Annotated in this window: 15 protein-coding genes, 1 other RNA gene and 1 pseudogene; 8 read left to right on the top strand and 9 right to left on the bottom strand. The window is 58.3% G+C overall.

All coding sequences use genetic code 11. The annotated features are described in order from the left end of the window. Nucleotides 1–11: 11 nt before the first annotated feature. Nucleotides 12–1,157 carry an FMN-dependent L-lactate dehydrogenase LldD gene (gene lldD, locus FZF01_RS13930; protein WP_150278806.1) on the bottom strand — a complete coding sequence of 382 codons (1,146 nt, stop codon included), beginning with the start codon at nt 1,155–1,157 and terminating at the stop codon, nt 12–14. An 81-nt stretch (nt 1,158–1,238) separates the two neighbouring features. Further along, entirely contained in the window at nt 1,239–2,933 is a 1,695-nt protein-coding gene (locus FZF01_RS13925) for an L-lactate permease (RefSeq protein ID WP_150278805.1), read from the bottom strand. 319 nt (nt 2,934–3,252) lie between these two features. Between FZF01_RS13925 and FZF01_RS13920 the strand changes: the two genes are divergently transcribed. After that, nucleotides 3,253–4,020 (top strand): FCD domain-containing protein, encoded by a 768-nt coding sequence (locus FZF01_RS13920; RefSeq protein ID WP_150278804.1) that lies wholly within the window; start codon nt 3,253–3,255, stop codon nt 4,018–4,020. On the opposite strand, the gene FZF01_RS13915 is transcribed toward FZF01_RS13920, so the two are convergent. Together FZF01_RS13915 and FZF01_RS13910 are read right to left on the bottom strand one after the other, a co-directional pair. Next, nucleotides 4,017–4,670: a class I SAM-dependent methyltransferase gene (locus tag FZF01_RS13915; protein ID WP_223825526.1), complete on the bottom strand. Its 654-nt coding sequence runs from the start codon at nt 4,668–4,670 to the stop codon at nt 4,017–4,019. The two genes, FZF01_RS13920 and FZF01_RS13915, sit on opposite strands and share 4 nt — an antisense overlap. A gap of 3 nt (nt 4,671–4,673) precedes the next feature. Then, a complete protein-coding gene (locus FZF01_RS13910; RefSeq protein ID WP_150278803.1) occupies nt 4,674–5,654 on the bottom strand; it encodes an arsenic resistance protein in 981 nt (326 codons plus the stop codon). A 123-nt stretch (nt 5,655–5,777) separates the two neighbouring features. Between FZF01_RS13910 and FZF01_RS13905 the strand changes: the two genes are divergently transcribed. After that, nucleotides 5,778–6,755, top strand: coding sequence for a potassium channel family protein (locus tag FZF01_RS13905; RefSeq protein WP_150278802.1), 978 nt, complete (start codon nt 5,778–5,780; stop codon nt 6,753–6,755). Nucleotides 6,756–6,800: 45 nt separating this feature from the next. Here the strand turns inward: FZF01_RS13905 and FZF01_RS13900 are convergent, their stop codons facing one another. From FZF01_RS13900 to smpB, 3 genes are all read right to left on the bottom strand, one after another. Further along, nucleotides 6,801–8,060 carry an MATE family efflux transporter gene (locus FZF01_RS13900; RefSeq protein ID WP_150278801.1) on the bottom strand — a complete coding sequence of 420 codons (1,260 nt, stop codon included), beginning with the start codon at nt 8,058–8,060 and terminating at the stop codon, nt 6,801–6,803. 285 nt (nt 8,061–8,345) lie between these two features. After that, nucleotides 8,346–8,734: a transfer-messenger RNA gene (gene ssrA, locus FZF01_RS13895) on the bottom strand. Between the two features lie 79 nt (nt 8,735–8,813). Then, nucleotides 8,814–9,296: an SsrA-binding protein SmpB gene (gene smpB / locus FZF01_RS13890; protein WP_150278800.1), complete on the bottom strand. Its 483-nt coding sequence runs from the start codon at nt 9,294–9,296 to the stop codon at nt 8,814–8,816. A gap of 112 nt (nt 9,297–9,408) precedes the next feature. On the opposite strand from smpB, the gene FZF01_RS13885 reads away from it, so the two are divergent. Genes FZF01_RS13885 through FZF01_RS13875 form a run of 3 tightly spaced genes read left to right on the top strand, consistent with a single transcriptional unit; the run spans nt 9,409 to nt 11,568 of the window. Next, nucleotides 9,409–10,812 (top strand): sodium-dependent transporter, encoded by a 1,404-nt coding sequence (locus FZF01_RS13885; protein WP_150278799.1) that lies wholly within the window; start codon nt 9,409–9,411, stop codon nt 10,810–10,812. 20 nt (nt 10,813–10,832) lie between these two features. Further along, complete coding sequence (locus FZF01_RS13880; RefSeq protein ID WP_150278798.1) at nt 10,833–11,270, top strand: type II toxin-antitoxin system RatA family toxin; 438 nt, start codon at nt 10,833–10,835, stop codon at nt 11,268–11,270. Between the two features lie 4 nt (nt 11,271–11,274). Then, nucleotides 11,275–11,568 carry an RnfH family protein gene (locus FZF01_RS13875; RefSeq protein ID WP_150278851.1) on the top strand — a complete coding sequence of 98 codons (294 nt, stop codon included), beginning with the start codon at nt 11,275–11,277 and terminating at the stop codon, nt 11,566–11,568. A 91-nt stretch (nt 11,569–11,659) separates the two neighbouring features. Here the strand turns inward: FZF01_RS13875 and FZF01_RS13870 are convergent. Continuing rightward, nucleotides 11,660–12,031: pseudogene (locus tag FZF01_RS13870) on the bottom strand (outer membrane protein assembly factor BamE); the annotation flags it as partial. Between the two features lie 92 nt (nt 12,032–12,123). Between FZF01_RS13870 and fur the strand changes: the two are divergent. After that, complete coding sequence (fur, locus tag FZF01_RS13865) at nt 12,124–12,528, top strand: ferric iron uptake transcriptional regulator (protein WP_150278796.1); 405 nt, start codon at nt 12,124–12,126, stop codon at nt 12,526–12,528. Between the two features lie 80 nt (nt 12,529–12,608). Here fur and recN read toward each other — a convergent pair whose 3' ends face one another. Next, nucleotides 12,609–14,282 (bottom strand): DNA repair protein RecN, encoded by a 1,674-nt coding sequence (recN, locus tag FZF01_RS13860; protein ID WP_150278795.1) that lies wholly within the window; start codon nt 14,280–14,282, stop codon nt 12,609–12,611. Nucleotides 14,283–14,458: 176 nt separating this feature from the next. On the opposite strand from recN, the gene grpE reads away from it, so the two are divergent. Together grpE and dnaK are read left to right on the top strand one after the other, a co-directional pair. Then, a complete protein-coding gene (gene grpE / locus FZF01_RS13855; RefSeq protein WP_150278794.1) occupies nt 14,459–15,037 on the top strand; it encodes a nucleotide exchange factor GrpE in 579 nt (192 codons plus the stop codon). A 90-nt stretch (nt 15,038–15,127) separates the two neighbouring features. Continuing rightward, complete coding sequence (gene dnaK, locus FZF01_RS13850; RefSeq protein ID WP_150278793.1) at nt 15,128–17,050, top strand: molecular chaperone DnaK; 1,923 nt, start codon at nt 15,128–15,130, stop codon at nt 17,048–17,050. Nucleotides 17,051–17,167 lie beyond the last annotated feature (117 nt).

Raw genomic sequence — 17,167 nt, 5'->3', positions numbered from 1 at the left:
TAAAGCCTGGCTCAGCGTCCCAGTTCGCGCACCAGGGAATCGGCACTGATCTCGCTGATGCTCTTGGCACCGGTGAGCACCATGGCCACCCGCATCTCTTTGTCGATCAGCTCCAGCAGATTACTTACCCCTGCGCCCCCGGCCGCTGCCAGCGCGTAGATATAAGCGCGCCCCAGCATCACGGTGTCGGCTCCCAGGGCGAGCATGCGCACCACATCCAGTCCCGTACGAATGCCCGAATCAGCAAGTATTTTCAGGTCGCCCTTCACCGCATCGGCAATCGAGGGCAGGGCGCGGGCGCTGGACAGGGCGCCGTCGAGCTGACGGCCGCCGTGGTTTGATACCACGATACCGTCAGCCCCAAAGCGCACTGCATCACGGGCGTCCTCGGGATCCAGAATACCCTTGATCACCATGGGGCCGTCCCAGAACTCGCGGATCCATTCCAGATCCTTCCAGGAAATGGACGGGTCGAAATTCTCCCCCAGCCAGCCGATGTAATCCGCCAGCCCGGTCGGGTTGCCGCGGTAAGTGGAAATATTTCCAAGGTCATGGGGGCGGCCCAATAAACCTACATCCCAGGCCCAGGTGGGATGCATGGCAGCCTGCAGCATGCGGCGCATGGGTGCATTGGGGCCGCTCATGCCGGAGTGTGCATCGCGGTAGCGCGCGCCGGGCACGGGCATGTCGACAGTGAACACTAGGGTGGTGACGCCCGCGGCTTTTGCCCGTTCCAGGGCGTTTTTCATGAAGCCGCGGTCCTTGAGCACGTACAGCTGAAACCACATGGGCCGGTCGATGGCCGGTGCGACTTCTTCGATGGGGCATACCGAAACGGTCGAAAGCGTGAAGGGAATACCCTTGGCAGCAGCTGCCTTGGCCGCCTGCACTTCACCGCGCCGGGCGTACATACCGGTCAGTCCAACTGGCGCCAGGGCAACCGGCATTGCCAGGGTCTCGTTGAACAGGCGCGTTTCCAGGCTCAGTTCTGACATGTTGCGCAGCACCCTCTGGCGCAGGGCGATGCCGGCCAGATCATCCACGTTGCGCCTGAGCGTGTGCTCGGCGTAAGAGCCGCCATCAATGTAGTGGAACAGAAACGGCGGCAGCTTGCGTTTTGCCGCAGCGCGGTAATCGGTAGAGGCTGAGATAATCATGAAATTCACTCTGTAACAGAAGAAAGCCGGAAACGCCGGAATGCCTGCTGCCCGCCCCGGTCATGCCGGGGCGAGCGTCGCTCAGCTGGCCATCAGCGGATCGCTTATGCCCATCACGTAAACGGCAAACAGCGCGATCAGACCGGTGAACAGCACATAGTACAGCGTCGGCCAGATGGTCTTGCGCAGTATGCTGCCTTCACGCCCGAGCAGCCCCACGGTAGCGGAGGCTGCGACCACGTTATGAATGGCCACCATGTTGCCCGCCGCAGCGCCAATCGCCTGCACCGCGACTATCAGGGCTGTGGAAATACCCAGGCTGTCGGCCACACCGAACTGGAACTGGCTGAACATCATGTTGCTGACCGTATTGGAACCGGCAATAAAGGCGCCAAGCGCACCAATACTCGGGGCCAGCAATGGGTAGATGCTGCCCACGCTGTCTGACACCCAGAGCGCCATCAGGATCGGCATGCTGGCCAGGTCCGCCTCGTTGACGCCGGAGTTGATAAGGATGCGCACCATGGGCACGGTGAACAGCAAAACGAAGCCGGCACTGAGCAGCACGCCCGAAGACTCCTTGATCGCCACGCCCAGCTCACGGGGCTTCATGCCGTGCAGGAAAAAGGTGGCGATTACCACCGCAACCAGAATACCGCCAGGCAAATACAGGGGCATGAAGTTGGCACTGACACCGGTTTCGCCAAGCAGGTCAGGGAAGTTGAGCATGACTGCTTTCAGTGCCGCACTAACTTCAGGCACCACGCGGCTGAGCACCAGCAACAGGCCGACCAGCACATAGGGCAACCAGGCACGCAGGCTGCTCATTGATTTGGCAGTCAACTGGTCCAGTTTCATTTCCACAGAACCCAACCACTCAGTGGGCCAGTCTTTTGCGGGAGCAAAATCCCAGGTGGTCTTTGGCAGTAAAAAGCCTTTGCGCGCCGCTGTGGTAACAATGGCCAGACCGATCAGTCCGCCGCCCAGGGATGGAAACTCGGGACCCAGGAAAATACCAGTCGCCGCGTAGGGCAGGGTAAAGGCCAGGCCGGCAAACAAGGCGAACGGCAATACCTCAAAGCCTGCTTTCCAGCTCTTTTCAGTGCCGAAAAAGCGCGTGAGCATCAGCACCATGATCAGTGGCATCGCCGTACCGACTATGGCATGGATGATCGCTACTTCACTGGTGATCAACTGCAGAAACTGCGCCCATGAAGAACCCTGTTCGATCAGCTGTGCGCCGATAGCTGCTGAATCCAGACCAGTACTCACACCCACCACAATTGGTGTGCCCACCGCACCGAATGACACCGGCGTGCTCTGTACCAGCATGCCCATCAGAACGGCGGCCATGGCCGGAAAACCGATCGCGACCAGCAGCGGAGCGGCAATTGCCGCCGGCGTACCAAAGCCTGATGCGCCTTCTATAAAGCAACCGAACAGCCAGGCGATGATAATGGCCTGGATGCGGCGATCGGGGCTTATGGTGGCGAAACCCGCGCGGATTGCAGTGATACCACCGGAATGCTTGAGCGTATTGAGCAGCAGGATGGCGCCAAAAATGATCCACAGCAGACCGATGGTGATCACCAGGCCCTGGAGCGTAGACGCCAGCACCCGGTTGAAACTCATGTCCCAGGCAAAAAGTCCCACGGCGGCGGTGACCAGATATACCAGCGGCATGGCTCGTCTGGCTGGCCAGCGCAGACCTACCAGCAGGATGGCGGCCAACAGAATGGGTGAAAACGCCAGGAGCGCGAGGAGTCCGTTAGACATGTCGGTTCTCCGCTCAAAGGGCCGCGCAGCGGCAGAACACAGCCACAGCACGATCAGGATGGATGAATGCGATCAACATGGGAAAACCTCGGCTGATTGTTGGAATTATTGTCAGGTTTGTTTAATTGGTAAGACCAATTTACAATTAGCAGGCCCCAGACTAAAAGTGTGCGATCAAGGTGTCAATCCCGCAGATGTACGACTTTGGTCGTGTGGGGCTTGTCTTGAAGCGTGTTGTGGGTGTTTCGGTGGCTGGTTAGACTGGCGTGCTAGTGCGCATCAGAGCGCCGACAAGGGTTTAGAAGCTCTGGAGAAAAATATGGGTTTTGGTCAGATACAGGCACGCCGTTTGTCGGATGACATCGTCACCAAGCTCGAGGGCATGATTCTCGAGGGTACGCTCAAGGCTGGCGAACGCCTCCCCGCAGAGCGGGTATTGGCCGAACAGTTCGGCGTATCGCGCCCATCACTGCGTGAAGCAATTCAGAAACTGGCGGCCAAAGGGCTGCTGATCAGCCGTCAGGGCGGCGGTAACTATGTTGCCGAGTCCCTGGGCTCTACCTTTAGCGACCCACTGTTGCCCTTGCTGGAAGACAACCCCGAAGCCCAACGTGATCTGCTCGAGTTCCGACATACTTTGGAAGGATCCTGCGCCTTTTATGCTGCGCAGCGGGCCACCGAGCCGGATCGCCAGCGTCTGACCGAGGCATTTGCAGCGCTGCAGAACTGTTACTCACGGGTGGGCGAGGTCAGCCGGGCGGAGGAGGGCGCCGCCGATGCGCGCTTCCACCTGGCGATTGCCGAGGCCAGCCATAACGCCGTATTGCTGCATACCATCCGTGGGCTGTTTGATCTGCTCAAGCGCAACGTGGTAACCAACATAGGCGGCATGTACGCCCAACGTACCGAAACCCGCGACATGCTTATGAAGCAACACAGCGAGCTGTATCAGGCGATTATGGCCGGCGAAGCGCAAAAGGCGCGCGCTTTCTCCGACAGCCATATCCACTACGTTCAGGAAGTGCTCGCCGACGTGCTGGAAGAAAGTCACCGCGTCGCCCGGGCCCAGCGCCGCCAGGGGCTCTAGGCGTTATCAGGTTTCTTCAGTAACGCGACATTGGCGCAGGGTATCTCGCAATGCCAGTTGCGCTGCCGGGCGATGGCCTGGAAGGTGTTTTCCCGATAGAACACCACATGGGTGGGATCGCGGCGGTAGTGCCACTTGGCAAAGGCGCTGTCGTCGGTCTGGAACATCGTCATGATGGCCAGCCAGCCGCCGGGCTTGAGCAGGCGATCCAGCAGAACGAACTCATCGAACGGATGATGGAAATGCTCGGCCACCTCGGTGCAGGTAATGAAGTCATAGCGCTGCTCCAGAACCTCGGGCTGGTCAAAAAACAAGGGGTCGTAAATAGCCATGCCATGACCCGCATCGGTCAGCATGGCCGCCAGCGCGGGGCCGGGCCCGCAACCGTAATCCAGCCCGGATAGCCCCGGCTCCAGTCGCGCCAGCAGGGGCGTGGCCACCCGACCGAGAAAACGCCGGTATCCCTCATCCTCTACTTCGTTACGGTGCAGGCGGTATTGCTGCTCCTCGGTTGATCCGTCCGGTAGCTGCGAGGGATCCAGAAAGGTGGCCTGGCAATGCTGGCATCGCCAGTAATCCAGTGACTCAACCAGCATGAAATGCGTGCAATCGCTGCTGCGGCAAACGGGGCAGGGAAAATCAGCAGACATTGTTTAATCCATCGAATCGTTAATAGCTGGCTTGAACAGACGGCGCGGTACCCACCACAGGTAAAACACCATTCCGAATAGCTCCACCAGGGACTGGAACACGATCACAACCACCGTGGTTTCCCAGCCGGCGGGTAAAGCCAGCGCCAGGGGTAATACCACGAAGGAGTTGCGGGTACCCATGCTGAAAGCCAGCGTGCGACCGGTTTCCAGGGGCAGCCGCAACCAACGCGTAAGGCCGCGCGCCAGCAGGGCGCAAACCAGCAGAAAGCCGATAAATACCGGTAGCACCGCCAGTAGGGCCGGACCAGCGGAGATTACCGTGTTGACCTGCGCCCCAGCAATCATGAATACGACCAAACCCAGCAAGGGCACCGGCCACCAGGCAAGACGCTCCCGCCAGACCTCACGCCCTCGGCGGGCCTCGACCCAGCGTTCAGTCACCCCTGCCAGCAGTAACGGCAGGGCAATCAGCGTTAGGGCCGCGGGTAACATGGCGGCGGTTATAAGGGCTGCACCCAGTTCTGTCGCAGGCAACATCAGCCAGAGATAGACCGGTAACAGCAGTAACTGCAACAGCAGGTTCAACGGCGTGATGGCAACGGCCTTGGCAGTATTGCCGCGGCCGAGCTGAGTAAAGGTCATAAACCAGTCTGTGCAAGGCACCAGCAGAACCAGCAGTACGCCCAAACGCAAGGCGGGATCATCGGGTAGCAGCGGCAGCATGATCCAGACCAGAAGCGGGATAAACAGGAAATTGCCGAGCACCACGGCCACCACAAAGCGCCGGTCCCGAAAGGCTTCACGCACATGTAGCAGAGGCACCTGCACAAAGGTGGCATACAGCAGCACAGCCAGAACGGGCCAGAGCACGCTCTCGAACAGCGGTGCGACAACGGGTGCAACCGTGCCCAGCGCCAGGCCACTGAGGATAGCGGCTAGATAGATCCACACCTGATGACGTTCCAGACAGTCTCGGCTCAATAGTATCGGCTCCTGCAATCAGAGCGCTGCATGCTCCGGTCGTTTTGGGGATGTACTCGCATATCAAGCGAACAATGAAGGGTCTCGGGAGTCACATACCCAGGGTGTAAGCACGGAGGACCCATGGAAATTTTACTGACGCTCCTCGCAGGGTTGATTGCTGGCGTGACCTTGTGGGATCAGTTTGTCACTGTATTCAGTACAGGTGGCGCCGGCCCCCTGAGTCAGAGAGCCTACCAGGGGCTCTGGCATGTTCTGCTGCTTATTCACCGGAGGCAACCCATCCATCGCGTTCTGAAGTATGCCGGTCCCGCGATGATCTTGCTGAGTATTGTGACCTGGTATCTCATGCTGGTGCTGGCGCTTTTCCTGGTCCTTGTCGCTCACCCCGGGTCGGTCATTAATAACGTCTCCATCGCATCCGCTGATGCCATGGAGACGCTGTATTTTACCAGCACCACACTGTCGAGCCTGGGATATGGTGACTGGGTTCCCTCGGGGCCGCCCTGGACTTTTGTCAGCACGCTGGCGACTCTTTTGGCGACCATAGTTATTACCGTGTCTCTTTCCTACGTGATCTCCGTTATATCGGCTGCGGTTGAGCGGCGAAGTCTGGCCACCGGTATCTTTGCCATGGGGAAAACCGAAGAGGACATTATCCGCAACGCGAGCCTGCGTGATCCGGAGGGCTCCTTGAAGAACTATCTGTTCAGCCTGTCTTCGGCTATCGATCAGCAGGCGCTGCGCCATCTCGCCTATCCGGTGCTCAAATACTGCCACGCCACCAGAGCGGAGCTTTCCCCTGCCAGGGCAATGCTGTTGCTGGGCGACACGCTTTTTCTGCTTGATCTTGAAGACTCCACATCGCTCCAGGGCATCACACGGGTGCTGCGAAGCAGCATCAACAACTTTGCCGAATTCAGCAGAGCAGGCACCGCATCGGCGGAGCTCGGCGACAGCGAGAAAAGCCGTTTGGCAGGCGTGGCAGCAACACTCGAGCTGGCTACTGACCGCGCTGAGTTCGACCGGGCTTACGAGGCATACGCACCGCTGCGCCGTAGGCTGATTTCGCTATGTGAGGAGGACGGTTGGACCCTGTAACAGGCGGACGAGTGATCAGGATGCTTTATCCGATGTCGGCGTATGTCAAGGCAGCCTGCCGATCTCGCGTCTGGTATAAAAGTGCGCTATCACTGCGCTGCCTATCACCACCGCGACGATGGTGTAGAACATTGACACCATGGGATAGTCCCAAACCACGATGAGGACATAGTTGATCAGTGCGGGGATCACCAATTGCCTCGCTATACCCAGGTACATCGGAAACAGGGGTTTGCGTATTGCCTGCAGCACCGCGACGCTCTGAAACAGAACGACATAGGCATAAAACGCCAAGGCATCGATTCTGAGGTAGGTCACGCCGGTCTGTCGTATTGCCTCTGCATCGGTGAAAAAGCCCACCATCAGAGGAGATAAAAAGTACATCACAGGGACGGACATCAGTGCCATCACCAGCCCAATCGACAGGCTTTTCTGGTAGGTCTCGGCGACTCTCGAATTATGTCCCGCCCCCATATTCTGGCCGGCGATAGCCATGACCGCACTGTTCAAACCCAGGGCCGGCAGTAATAACAGCTGTTCCAGCCTCAAGCCTACTGTGTAACCCGCCACGTGTTGGCTGCCAAACTGCCCGATGAGGGCTACGGTAATGAAGCCACCCAGAACGATGGTGAGCATGTTGAAGCTGGCGGGCAGTACCTGCTTGAGCAAGGCTTGCCAACGAGGCCAGTCGAACGCAGGTCTTATTCGGATATTCAGCCGCTTGGCAAGCACGTATAGCAAGTAGAAAGCGGTTGCCAGTTTGATGGTAACGGTCGCTAACGCTATGCCCGTTACGCCAAGCCCAAGGCCGAACGTGAAAAGGGGATTCAACGCAAAGTTCGCGAAAAAGCCAATGGCCAGGGCGTTGCGATTGGAGTGGGTATCGCCCAGGGCCATCAAGGCACCCGCTGCAGCAAAAGAGAGAGTGAAACCGATAGAGCCAGCCAAGGTTACCCACAGATACTCCATGGCCAACGGCTCAATGTGAGGCTCTGCACCGAGCAATACCACCAGAGGGCGTGCGGCGACGGCTCCGAGCAACAGGGATACGACACTGAAGGCAATCGCCATTCCGATTATGTTGTCGACCCACTCCTTGATCTGACTTGTGCCGTCATGCATGGCACCCCGTCCGACCTCAGGTGCAATCATGGCTGACGCACCCGTCTGTATACCTATGCCAATGGAGAGCAGCAGGAAAAACACGCTGCCTGCAATGGACAAGGCGGCCAGTGAATCATCACCCAGGTAACCTGCGAACCAGATGTCTGTGAGGTTATAGAGGGTGTTGAACACCATCCCCATGGATGCCGGGATAGACAGTCTAATGATGTGGGCTGAGACGGAGCCGCTTGTCAGAGACGTTGAAGCAGGGGTGCCTTTCAAGGCGAGTTCTGAATCATGAGGGTGGCCAGGGCTGATAGGGTCTGGGCTGCTGAATGCGGCGGTTTTCACTGCTGGGATAGTAACCCAGGAGCGGCTGTTCTGCCTGACGCCCATGTTAAATCGGATTTCGAGCCACTTGGGGCTGGGCACCCGCCGAACGGCAGGCACAAAAAAAGACGTCCGAAGACGTCTTTCTTTGGTATTTGGTGGAGCCGGGGGGATTTGAACCCCCGTCCGCCAGTCCGCCACTATCAGTTCTACATGCTTAGCCATCTCAATTAAGTTAACTCCGCACCGCCCGAGTGGCAGGGTGTTTGGAGCGAGTCGTGTAATGTTTAGCCGCATCGTCCACGACATACTAAGCGGCGATCCTGTTCTATCTGACAATCACTTCGAGTTTACAGGCATCCTCTAATGATCGCTGGAGCCGAAGCTACCAGAAGTGCTATCTAGGCAGCTTACGCTGCTAGTTGAGCACCATAATTGTCGTCATTGGCAATTATATAGGTTTGCAACAGTGGATTTACGAGTTCTGTTACCAACTCGGCATGCCCTTCAAGCTTTGTAACCGTCGTCGAATCCAAATCGGCCCCAAAACTGTTTAGGTCTCTTACAAGATCAGACCGGATTGTACCGCAAAAGTTCCCTGGTTGATAGAACGCCCGTGATTGGTCAGCGGCTGTTGTCGCGAACCACCCGGGCTTTCTCCCTGGTCCAGTCGCGTTCCTTCTCGACCTGGCGCTTGTCGAACTCCTTCTTGCCGCGCACCAGGGCGATCTCGCATTTGACCAGGTGGCCTTTCCAGTAAAGCGCTAGCGGTACGCAGGCGAAGCCTTTCTGCTGCACGCCGGTGATCAGCTTGTCCAGCTCACGGGCATGCAGTAGCAGCTTGCGGGTGCGGGTGGGGTCGGCTACCACGTGAGCGCTGGCAGTCTGCAGGGGCGTGATATGCGCTCCCAGCAGAAAGGCCTCATTGTTCTTGAGGAGAATGTAACTGTCGACCAGCTGCACCTTGCTCGCGCGCAGACTTTTCACTTCCCATCCGGTCAGCGCAACGCCTGCCTCAAAACGGGCTTCGACAAAATAATCGTGTTTGGCCTTCTTGTTCAGCGCAATGGTGCCGCTGTTGGCCTTGGGTTTCTTTTGGTTGCTCATAGGGGGCGCATTATAGGGGTTGGGGGAAGGTTCGGCTATACGGGCCTTGTCCGTGTTGGTCAAAATCTGGACAATGCCGTTCCTTTTTTCTCTACCCCACAGGTTTCTCGCCATGTCGCAGGACAATGTTTCCATTCACGGTATCTGGGCAAGCCGCTGGGTTTTCATCCTGGCGGCTACCGGTTCGGCGGTGGGTCTGGGGAATATATGGAAGTTTCCCTATATGGCCGGCGTCTACGGTGGCGGCGCTTTCGTGCTGGTTTATCTGATCTGTATCGCGCTGGTCGGTTTGCCGATCATGCTGGCGGAAACCGTGCTGGGTCGGCGGGGGCGTCGCAGTCCGGTGAATACCTTACGCAATCTGGCCATACAGGCGGGTGCCTCGGCGCGCTGGTCCTGGGCGGCGGTCATGGGGATGATTGCGGCCTTGCTGATTTTGTCTTTTTACAGCGTTGTCGCTGGTTGGTCGCTGGATTACATCATCGGTATGGGGCGTGGTGATTTTGTCGGGATCGACGGTGAGGGTGCCGGGGCCCGCTTTGGCGCCCTGACGGCCGACCCGCTGCGCCTGAGCCTGTGGCATACGCTGTTCATGCTGGTGACTGCATTCATTATCGCCAGGGGTGTGGTAGCTGGTCTGGAGCGCAGCCTGCGGATCATGATGCCGCTGTTGTTTGTGCTGCTGATCATTTTGCTGGGCTACAGCCTGACCACTGGGCATTTCATGCAGGGTGTAGAGTTTCTCTTTCATTTTGATCTGGCCAGTGTGCCGGACGGCATTCTTGCGGCCATGGGGCATGCCTTTTTTACCCTGAGCGTGGGCGTGGGGTCGATCATGGTGTTTGGTTCCTACATGCCGAAGAAGTCCTCCATTGGCGGTACCGTTATTACTGTGGCGTTGCTGGATACGGCGGTAGCGCTGACCGCCGGGCTGGCACTCTTTCCGATTGTATTTGCTGCCGGGCTGGAGCCGTCCGCCGGGCCGGGCCTGATGTTCGTGACCCTGCCAATCGCCTTCGGCAATATCATGCTCGGGCAGGTGTTTGGTCTGCTGTTCTTTGTACTGGTGGCGGTGGCGGCCTGGAGCTCGGCTATCTCGATGCTGGAGCCTGCCGTGGCGTACTGGGTAGAACGGACGGGCTGGACCCGTGTACGCATTACCTGCCTTGTAGCTTTCCTGTGCTGGGTGGTTGGTCTGGGTACCGTGCTGTCTTTCAATCTGCTGGCTGATGCCCGCTTCTTCGTAACCGATGAGGCCGGTTGGCACCTGTTCAAGTGGACCGAGCAGGGCGGCAAGACGTTCTTCGAAAGTGTGGATTACCTGACCAGCAGGATCATGCTTCCCCTGGGTGGGTTGCTGTTTGCGGTATTTGCCGGGTGGGTGCTGGGCCGTGATGTATTCCGCGCGGAACTGGCTCTGCGGCATCCGCGGCTGTTTCCGGTGGTATATTGCCTGCTACGCTACGTCGCTCCGCTGGGAGTGCTGGTCGTGTTTGTCACTGAACTGTTCAAGTAACGAGGCTCTGTCTACCACCCATGACGCATATTCATCGCTCGGCCCTGCTGCCCTATCCTGCGCATCGACTCTTCGAGCTGGTTAATCGGGTCGAACATTATCCGGAGTTTCTGCCCTGGTGCTCCCGGGCAGAGGTGCTGGATGAGACGCAAATCGAGATGCGCGCACGCTTGACCGTTGCCAAGGCGGGTATCAGCTCGGCTTTTGTTACCCGTAACAGCCTGGTACCCGGTGAGCGGATCGAGTTGCGTCTGGAAGACGGCCCTTTCAGTGATCTGAACGGTGTGTGGGAGTTCAAGGCACTGGGTGAGCATGCCTGCAAGATAACCCTGGACCTGAATTTCCATTACGCGGGACCGGTGGTCAAGGCTACGCTGGGGCCGCTGTTCAATCAGGCTGCCAACAATATGGTTGAAGCATTTTGTCAGCGTGCAAAGGAGTTGTACGGTGGTCGATAAGACGATGATGGTGGAGGTGGCATACGCGCTTCCGCACAAGCAGAAGATTCTCAGTCTGACAGTCAGCGAAGGCACGACAGTGCGTCAGGCAGTCATGGCTTCAGGCATCAACGAGCATTTTCCCGAGGTAGACCTGCAGAGCTGTCCGGTGGGGATTTTTGGCAAGGCGGTGCCCAAGCCTGATGAGCGGCGTATCAATTCAGGGGAGCGGGTGGAAATATATCGTCCGCTGATTGCCGATCCCAAGGAGGTTCGCAAGCAGCGGGCGGCAAAGAACAAGGCAGCCAAGGAAACCTGAGCCGGCTTCCTGGTGATCGGGAGTCTTATTCGCCTGTGCCCAGTGGGGCGCCAAGATCAACCGGGTAGCTCTGTACGTCATCGGACTCGGCAGCTGAGCCGTTGTCCATGATCTGTTGTTCGCGGCTTGCGCCAGGTACGAAATCGCCACCCAGACCGACCAGTAGATCATTTTCGAAGGTGAGTACCACGCGTTCCTGCTCGCGTTTCTGGTGACCGGCCTTCATGCTGTACAGGTAGTCCCAGCGCTCAGGGTGGAACGTATCCTGAATCAGTGGTGTACCCATTATGAAACGCACCTGCCGGGTGGTCATGCCGGGGCGCAGTTGGTTGACCATTTCCTGGGTCACTACATTCCCTTGTTGCACATCAATCTTGTACACCCCGGGGAAGCTGCAGCCAGCAAGGCCGAGCGCCGAGAGACACACGAGGATACAGAGGATTCGGTATAGGCTGTTCGGCATGACGTGTTAACATCCATTATCTTGAAGCGGTTAATAGCCGAGAATCATACCCGACTGATCCCGCCCTGCGAAGCGCTGAACGAGAAACTGACATGGTTGAAAATCAAGAACTCCGTAAAGCCGGCCTGAAAGTAACCCTGCCGCGTGTAAAGATCCTGCAGATGCTGGACAGTTCCCCGGAACGCCACCTGAGCGCCGAAGATGTGTACAAGGCGTTGATGGAGGCGGGTGAGGACGTCGGGCTTGCGACAGTATACCGGGTGCTTACCCAGTTCGAGACGGCCGGTCTGGTCGAGCGGCATAACTTCGATGGTGGCCACGCAGTCTTCGAACTTGCCGACTCCGAGCACCATGATCATATGGTCTGCGTCGATACCGGTGAAGTGATCGAGTTCTTCGACGCGGAGATTGAGCGTCGGCAGAAGGAAATCGTGAAACAACACGGTTTTGAAATGGTTGATCACAATCTGGTTTTGTACGTGAAGAAGACCAAATAAAGCGGACAGCGAACGCGTCAGCTGATCAAAAAGCCAGGCCTCGAGCCTGGCTTTTTTGTGAGCGCTCGTTTTGCGTTGGTTTATTGTGCGACCGACATCAGTTTGCGGGCATGGGCCAGGGATTCCTCGGTCATGTCGATGCCGCCCAGCATCCGCGCAATCTCCTGCACCCGGCCTTCCTGGCTTAGCCGGTCGATGCGCGTACTGGTGGATTCATCGGTCTGTTCCTTGCGCACGAATAGGTGCTGGTGACCATGGGCGGCCACCTGGGGCAGGTGAGTGACGGTGAGGACCTGGCCATTGCTGCCCAGCTTGCGCAGCATGCTGCCCACAATTTCGGCCGTAGGGCCGCCGATACCCACATCGACCTCATCAAACACCAGCGTCGGCACGCGTGAGGTTTGCACGGTGGTGACCTGGATGCCCAGGCTGATGCGCGATAATTCGCCGCCGGAGGCGACCTTGGCCAGTGGCTTGGCGGGCTGACCAGGGTTGGCGCTGACCAGGAGCTCAACCGCCTCCTGTCCATGGGGCATTATGGCTTCGGCAGCGTGGGGCTGCAGCTGCACCTTGACCTGGCCTCCGGGCATGCCCAGTTGCTGGATCTGGCCGGTAACGGCTTCACCCAGGCGAATAGCAGCCTCATGGCGCACCCCGCTGAGCTCCACGGCCAGCTGCCGGTAGTGTTCGCGGAATGCCTCAAGCTCCTCACCCAGGCGCTCGGCGTCCAGATCCTGTTGCTGCATGCTCTCCAGTTCGTCGATCAATTTTTGCTGCAGGGCCGGTAATTCGTCCGGATTGACCCGGTGCTTGCGTGCCAGGTCATGGATCACGCCAAGGCGCTCCTCCACCTGTTGCTGGCGCTCGGGGTCTGCCTCGAAATGGTCCAGGTAGCGGGTCAGCTCGCCCACCGCTTCCTCGATCTGGATCTGCGCACTGGCGAGCATGCCGTTGGCTTCATCCAGGCTGTGATGGTTGTTCTTGAAAGCAGTCAGGCGCTGTTGGCTGGCTGTTAGCGCCTGTAGCACGCTACCACTGTCGTTCTCGCTGCACAGGTTGATGACCTGCTGGCACGACTGCATGATCTGCTCGGCGTTGGCCAGCTGACGCTGGTCGTTTTCCAGCTCCTCGATTTCGCCTTCCTGCAGGCTGAGGTTATCCAGCTCTTCAAGCTGGTAGGTCAGCAGTTGAAGCCGTGAGCTCTTCTCGTCACCCTGTTGACTGGCTTGCTGCAATGCCTGTTCGGTCTGCTTGCAGCGCTGCGCAGCCAGTTGCACCTGGCGGGCGAGCTCGCGACTTCCGGCGTAGTCGTCGAGTAAGCGGCGGTGGGTATCGGGCTTGAGCAGCGACTGATGCTCGTGCTGGCTGTGAATATCGATAAGCATGCCGCCCAGGGTTTTCAGGTCCTGCTGCGGGCAGGGGCTGCCATTGATGTAGCCGCGGGAGCGTCCTTCGGCGGTAATCACCCGGCGCAAGATCACCTGCTGGTCGTCACCCGCCAGGTCGCGCTCGGTAAGCCAGGCGGTGGCTTCGGGAATCTGGCTGATGTCGAAGGTCGCCAGGATGTCGGCCTTGTCGGTGCCCGGGCGCACGGCGCCGCTGTCTGCCCGGTCACCCAGGGTCAGCGCGAGGGCGTCGAGCATGATCGACTTGCCGGCACCGGTCTCCCCGGTGATCGCAGTCATTCCGCTGCTGATCTCCAGTTCAAGATGGTCGACGATCGCGTAGTTGTTCACCGCCAGGTGGACGAGCATGGCCAGGCTCCTGCAAGTTTGGTCTGGTTATTTATACAGTAGTTTCCGTTCTGTCGACAAGTACTCTGCATGCATGCGGTTTCTACCCCTTGAAGCCCGCGGGAAAGACCCCATATAAGGTGCTGATACCAGTCAACGGGCGCTCGAGCGCCCCGCAGTCAGAATAGGAGACACAGATGGCAGACGAACACAGACAGGATCCTGCTGGCCCTGAAGAGACGGAAGACATGCTCTCGTCGGAGGCTCCCGAGGATCTGGCTGCGCGGGTTAGCGTCCTCGAGGATGAGCTGGCCGCTGCGAAGGATCAGGCGCTGCGCGCCGCTGCGGACGTGCAGAACGCCCGTCGACGCGCCGAGCAGGAAGTCGAGAAGGCGCACAAGTTTGCGCTAGAACGCTTTGCCAACGATCTGCTGCCGGTGCTCGAAAGCCTGGAACGCGGTGTTGAGCTGGCTGATCCGAATGACTCGACGATCAAGCCGATGCGCGACGGCATGGAGCTGACGCTGAAAATGTTCGGTGAAACCCTGGAGCGCTTCCAGATCGTGGCGGTTGACCCCCATGGCGAGCCCTTCAATCCGGAGCTGCATCAGGCAATGGCGATGGAGGAGCGCGACAATGTCGAGCCCAATACCGTCATCCGTGTATTTCAGAAGGGTTACACCCTGAGCGGCCGTCTGTTGCGTCCGGCGATGGTCGTTGTGAGCAAGACTCCGGCGGACAAGCCTGACACTCCCTCGATTGATGAGCAGGCTTGAAATTGATTTTGCTGCCCCCATCTAGGGTGCATAGATAGATAAACCCCTGCCGCCGGCCAGCCGCGGCAAAGCTGAATCGGAGATTTACATATGGGCAAGATTATCGGTATTGACCTCGGAACCACCAACTCCTGCGTTGCAGTGATGGAAAACGGTGTAGCCAAGGTAATTGAGAACTCGGAAGGTACTCGTACCACGCCTTCCATCGTTGCATACACCAATGATGGCGAGACCCTGGTCGGCCAGTCGGCCAAGCGCCAGTCGGTCACCAACCCGCAGAACACCCTGAACGCGGTCAAGCGTCTTATCGGCCGTCGCTTCGAGGAAGAAGTCGTACAGAAGGACATCAAGCTCGTCCCCTACAAGATCGTCAAAGCCGATAACGGCGATGCCTGGGTCGAAGTGAAGGGCGAGAAGATCGCACCACCGCAGATTTCTGCCGAAGTGCTGAAGAAAATGAAGAAGACCGCTGAAGATTACCTCGGCGAGAAAGTAACCGAAGCGGTTATTACCGTTCCGGCCTACTTCAACGACAGCCAGCGTCAAGCTACCAAGGACGCCGGTCGCATCGCCGGTCTGGACGTCAAGCGGATCATCAACGAGCCGACCGCTGCCGCACTGGCCTACGGTATGGACAAGTCCCGTGGCGACTCCACCATCGTCGTATACGACCTGGGTGGCGGTACCTTTGACATTTCCGTGATCGAAATTGCCGAAGTAGATGGCGAGCACCAGTTCGAAGTGTTGGCGACCAACGGCGACACCTTCCTGGGTGGCGAAGATTTCGACATGCGCCTGATCGACTATCTGGCCGACGAGTTCAAGAAAGAGAACGGCATCGACCTGCACACCGATCCGCTGGCGCTGCAGCGTCTGAAGGAAGCGGCTGAGAAGGCCAAGATTGAGCTGTCCTCGAGCAACCAGACTGACGTCAACCTGCCGTACATCACGGCCGATGCGACTGGTCCCAAGCACTTGAACGTCAAGGTGACCCGCGCCAAACTGGAGTCTCTGGTTGAAGAGCTGGTCAAGCGCAGCATCGAGCCATGCCGTGTAGCCATGAAAGACGCCGGCCTGGATGTTTCCGAGATCAACGACGTGATTCTGGTTGGCGGTCAGACACGTATGCCGCTGGTACAGAAGACCGTTGCCGACTTCTTCGGTAAAGAGCCGCGCAAGGACGTTAACCCCGATGAAGCAGTGGCCGTAGGTGCTGCGATCCAGGGTGCCGTGCTGGCTGGTGACGTGAAAGACGTACTGCTGCTCGACGTGACGCCGCTGTCGCTGGGTATCGAAACCATGGGCGGTGTGATGACCACGCTGATTGAGAAGAACACCACGATTCCTACCAAGAAATCGCAGGTATTCTCGACCGCCGATGACAACCAGACCGCCGTGACCATTCACGTGATGCAGGGTGAGCGCAAGCAGGCGACGCAGAACAAGTCACTGGGCCGCTTCGACCTGGCAGACATTCCGCCCGCACCACGCGGTGTGCCACAGGTTGAAGTCAGCTTTGATCTGGACGCCAACGGTATCCTCAACGTGTCGGCGAAGGACAAGGCAACCGGCAAGCAGCAGTCGATCATCATCAAGGCCTCTTCCGGTCTGACCGATGAAGAGATCGATCAGATGGTGCGTGATGCCGAGGCCAATGCCGATGAAGATCGCAAGTTCGAAGAGCTGGTAACTACCCGTAACCAGGCTGACCAGCTGGTGCACGCCACCCGCAAGACTCTGACCGAGGCAGGTGACAAGGCTACCGAGGAAGAGAAGACTGCAATCGAAGCGGCACTGGCTGATCTGGAAACGGCCATCAAGTCTGACGACAAGGCTGAGATCGAAGCCAAGATCAACGCGCTGTCCGAAGCGTCCGGCCCGCTGGTACAGAAGATGTATGCCGAGCAGGCGCAGGCTGGCCAGGGCGAAGAAGCTCAGGGCGACAGCCAGAAGGACGCCGGTGACGACGTGGTCGATGCCGAGTTCGAAGAAGTGAAAGACAACAAGAAGTAAGTCTTTCAGCGACAGGCAGTCGTGCGTTACAAAGCGCACGACATACCATTGCAAGGCAACGCGGGAGCTCATCCCGCGTTGCTGTTTGTGTCAAAGGGACAAGTCCCGGTAAAGGAA

Source organism: Halopseudomonas salina, from assembly GCF_008641105.1.
This window is presented reverse-complemented; position numbering and strand designations above follow the sequence as displayed.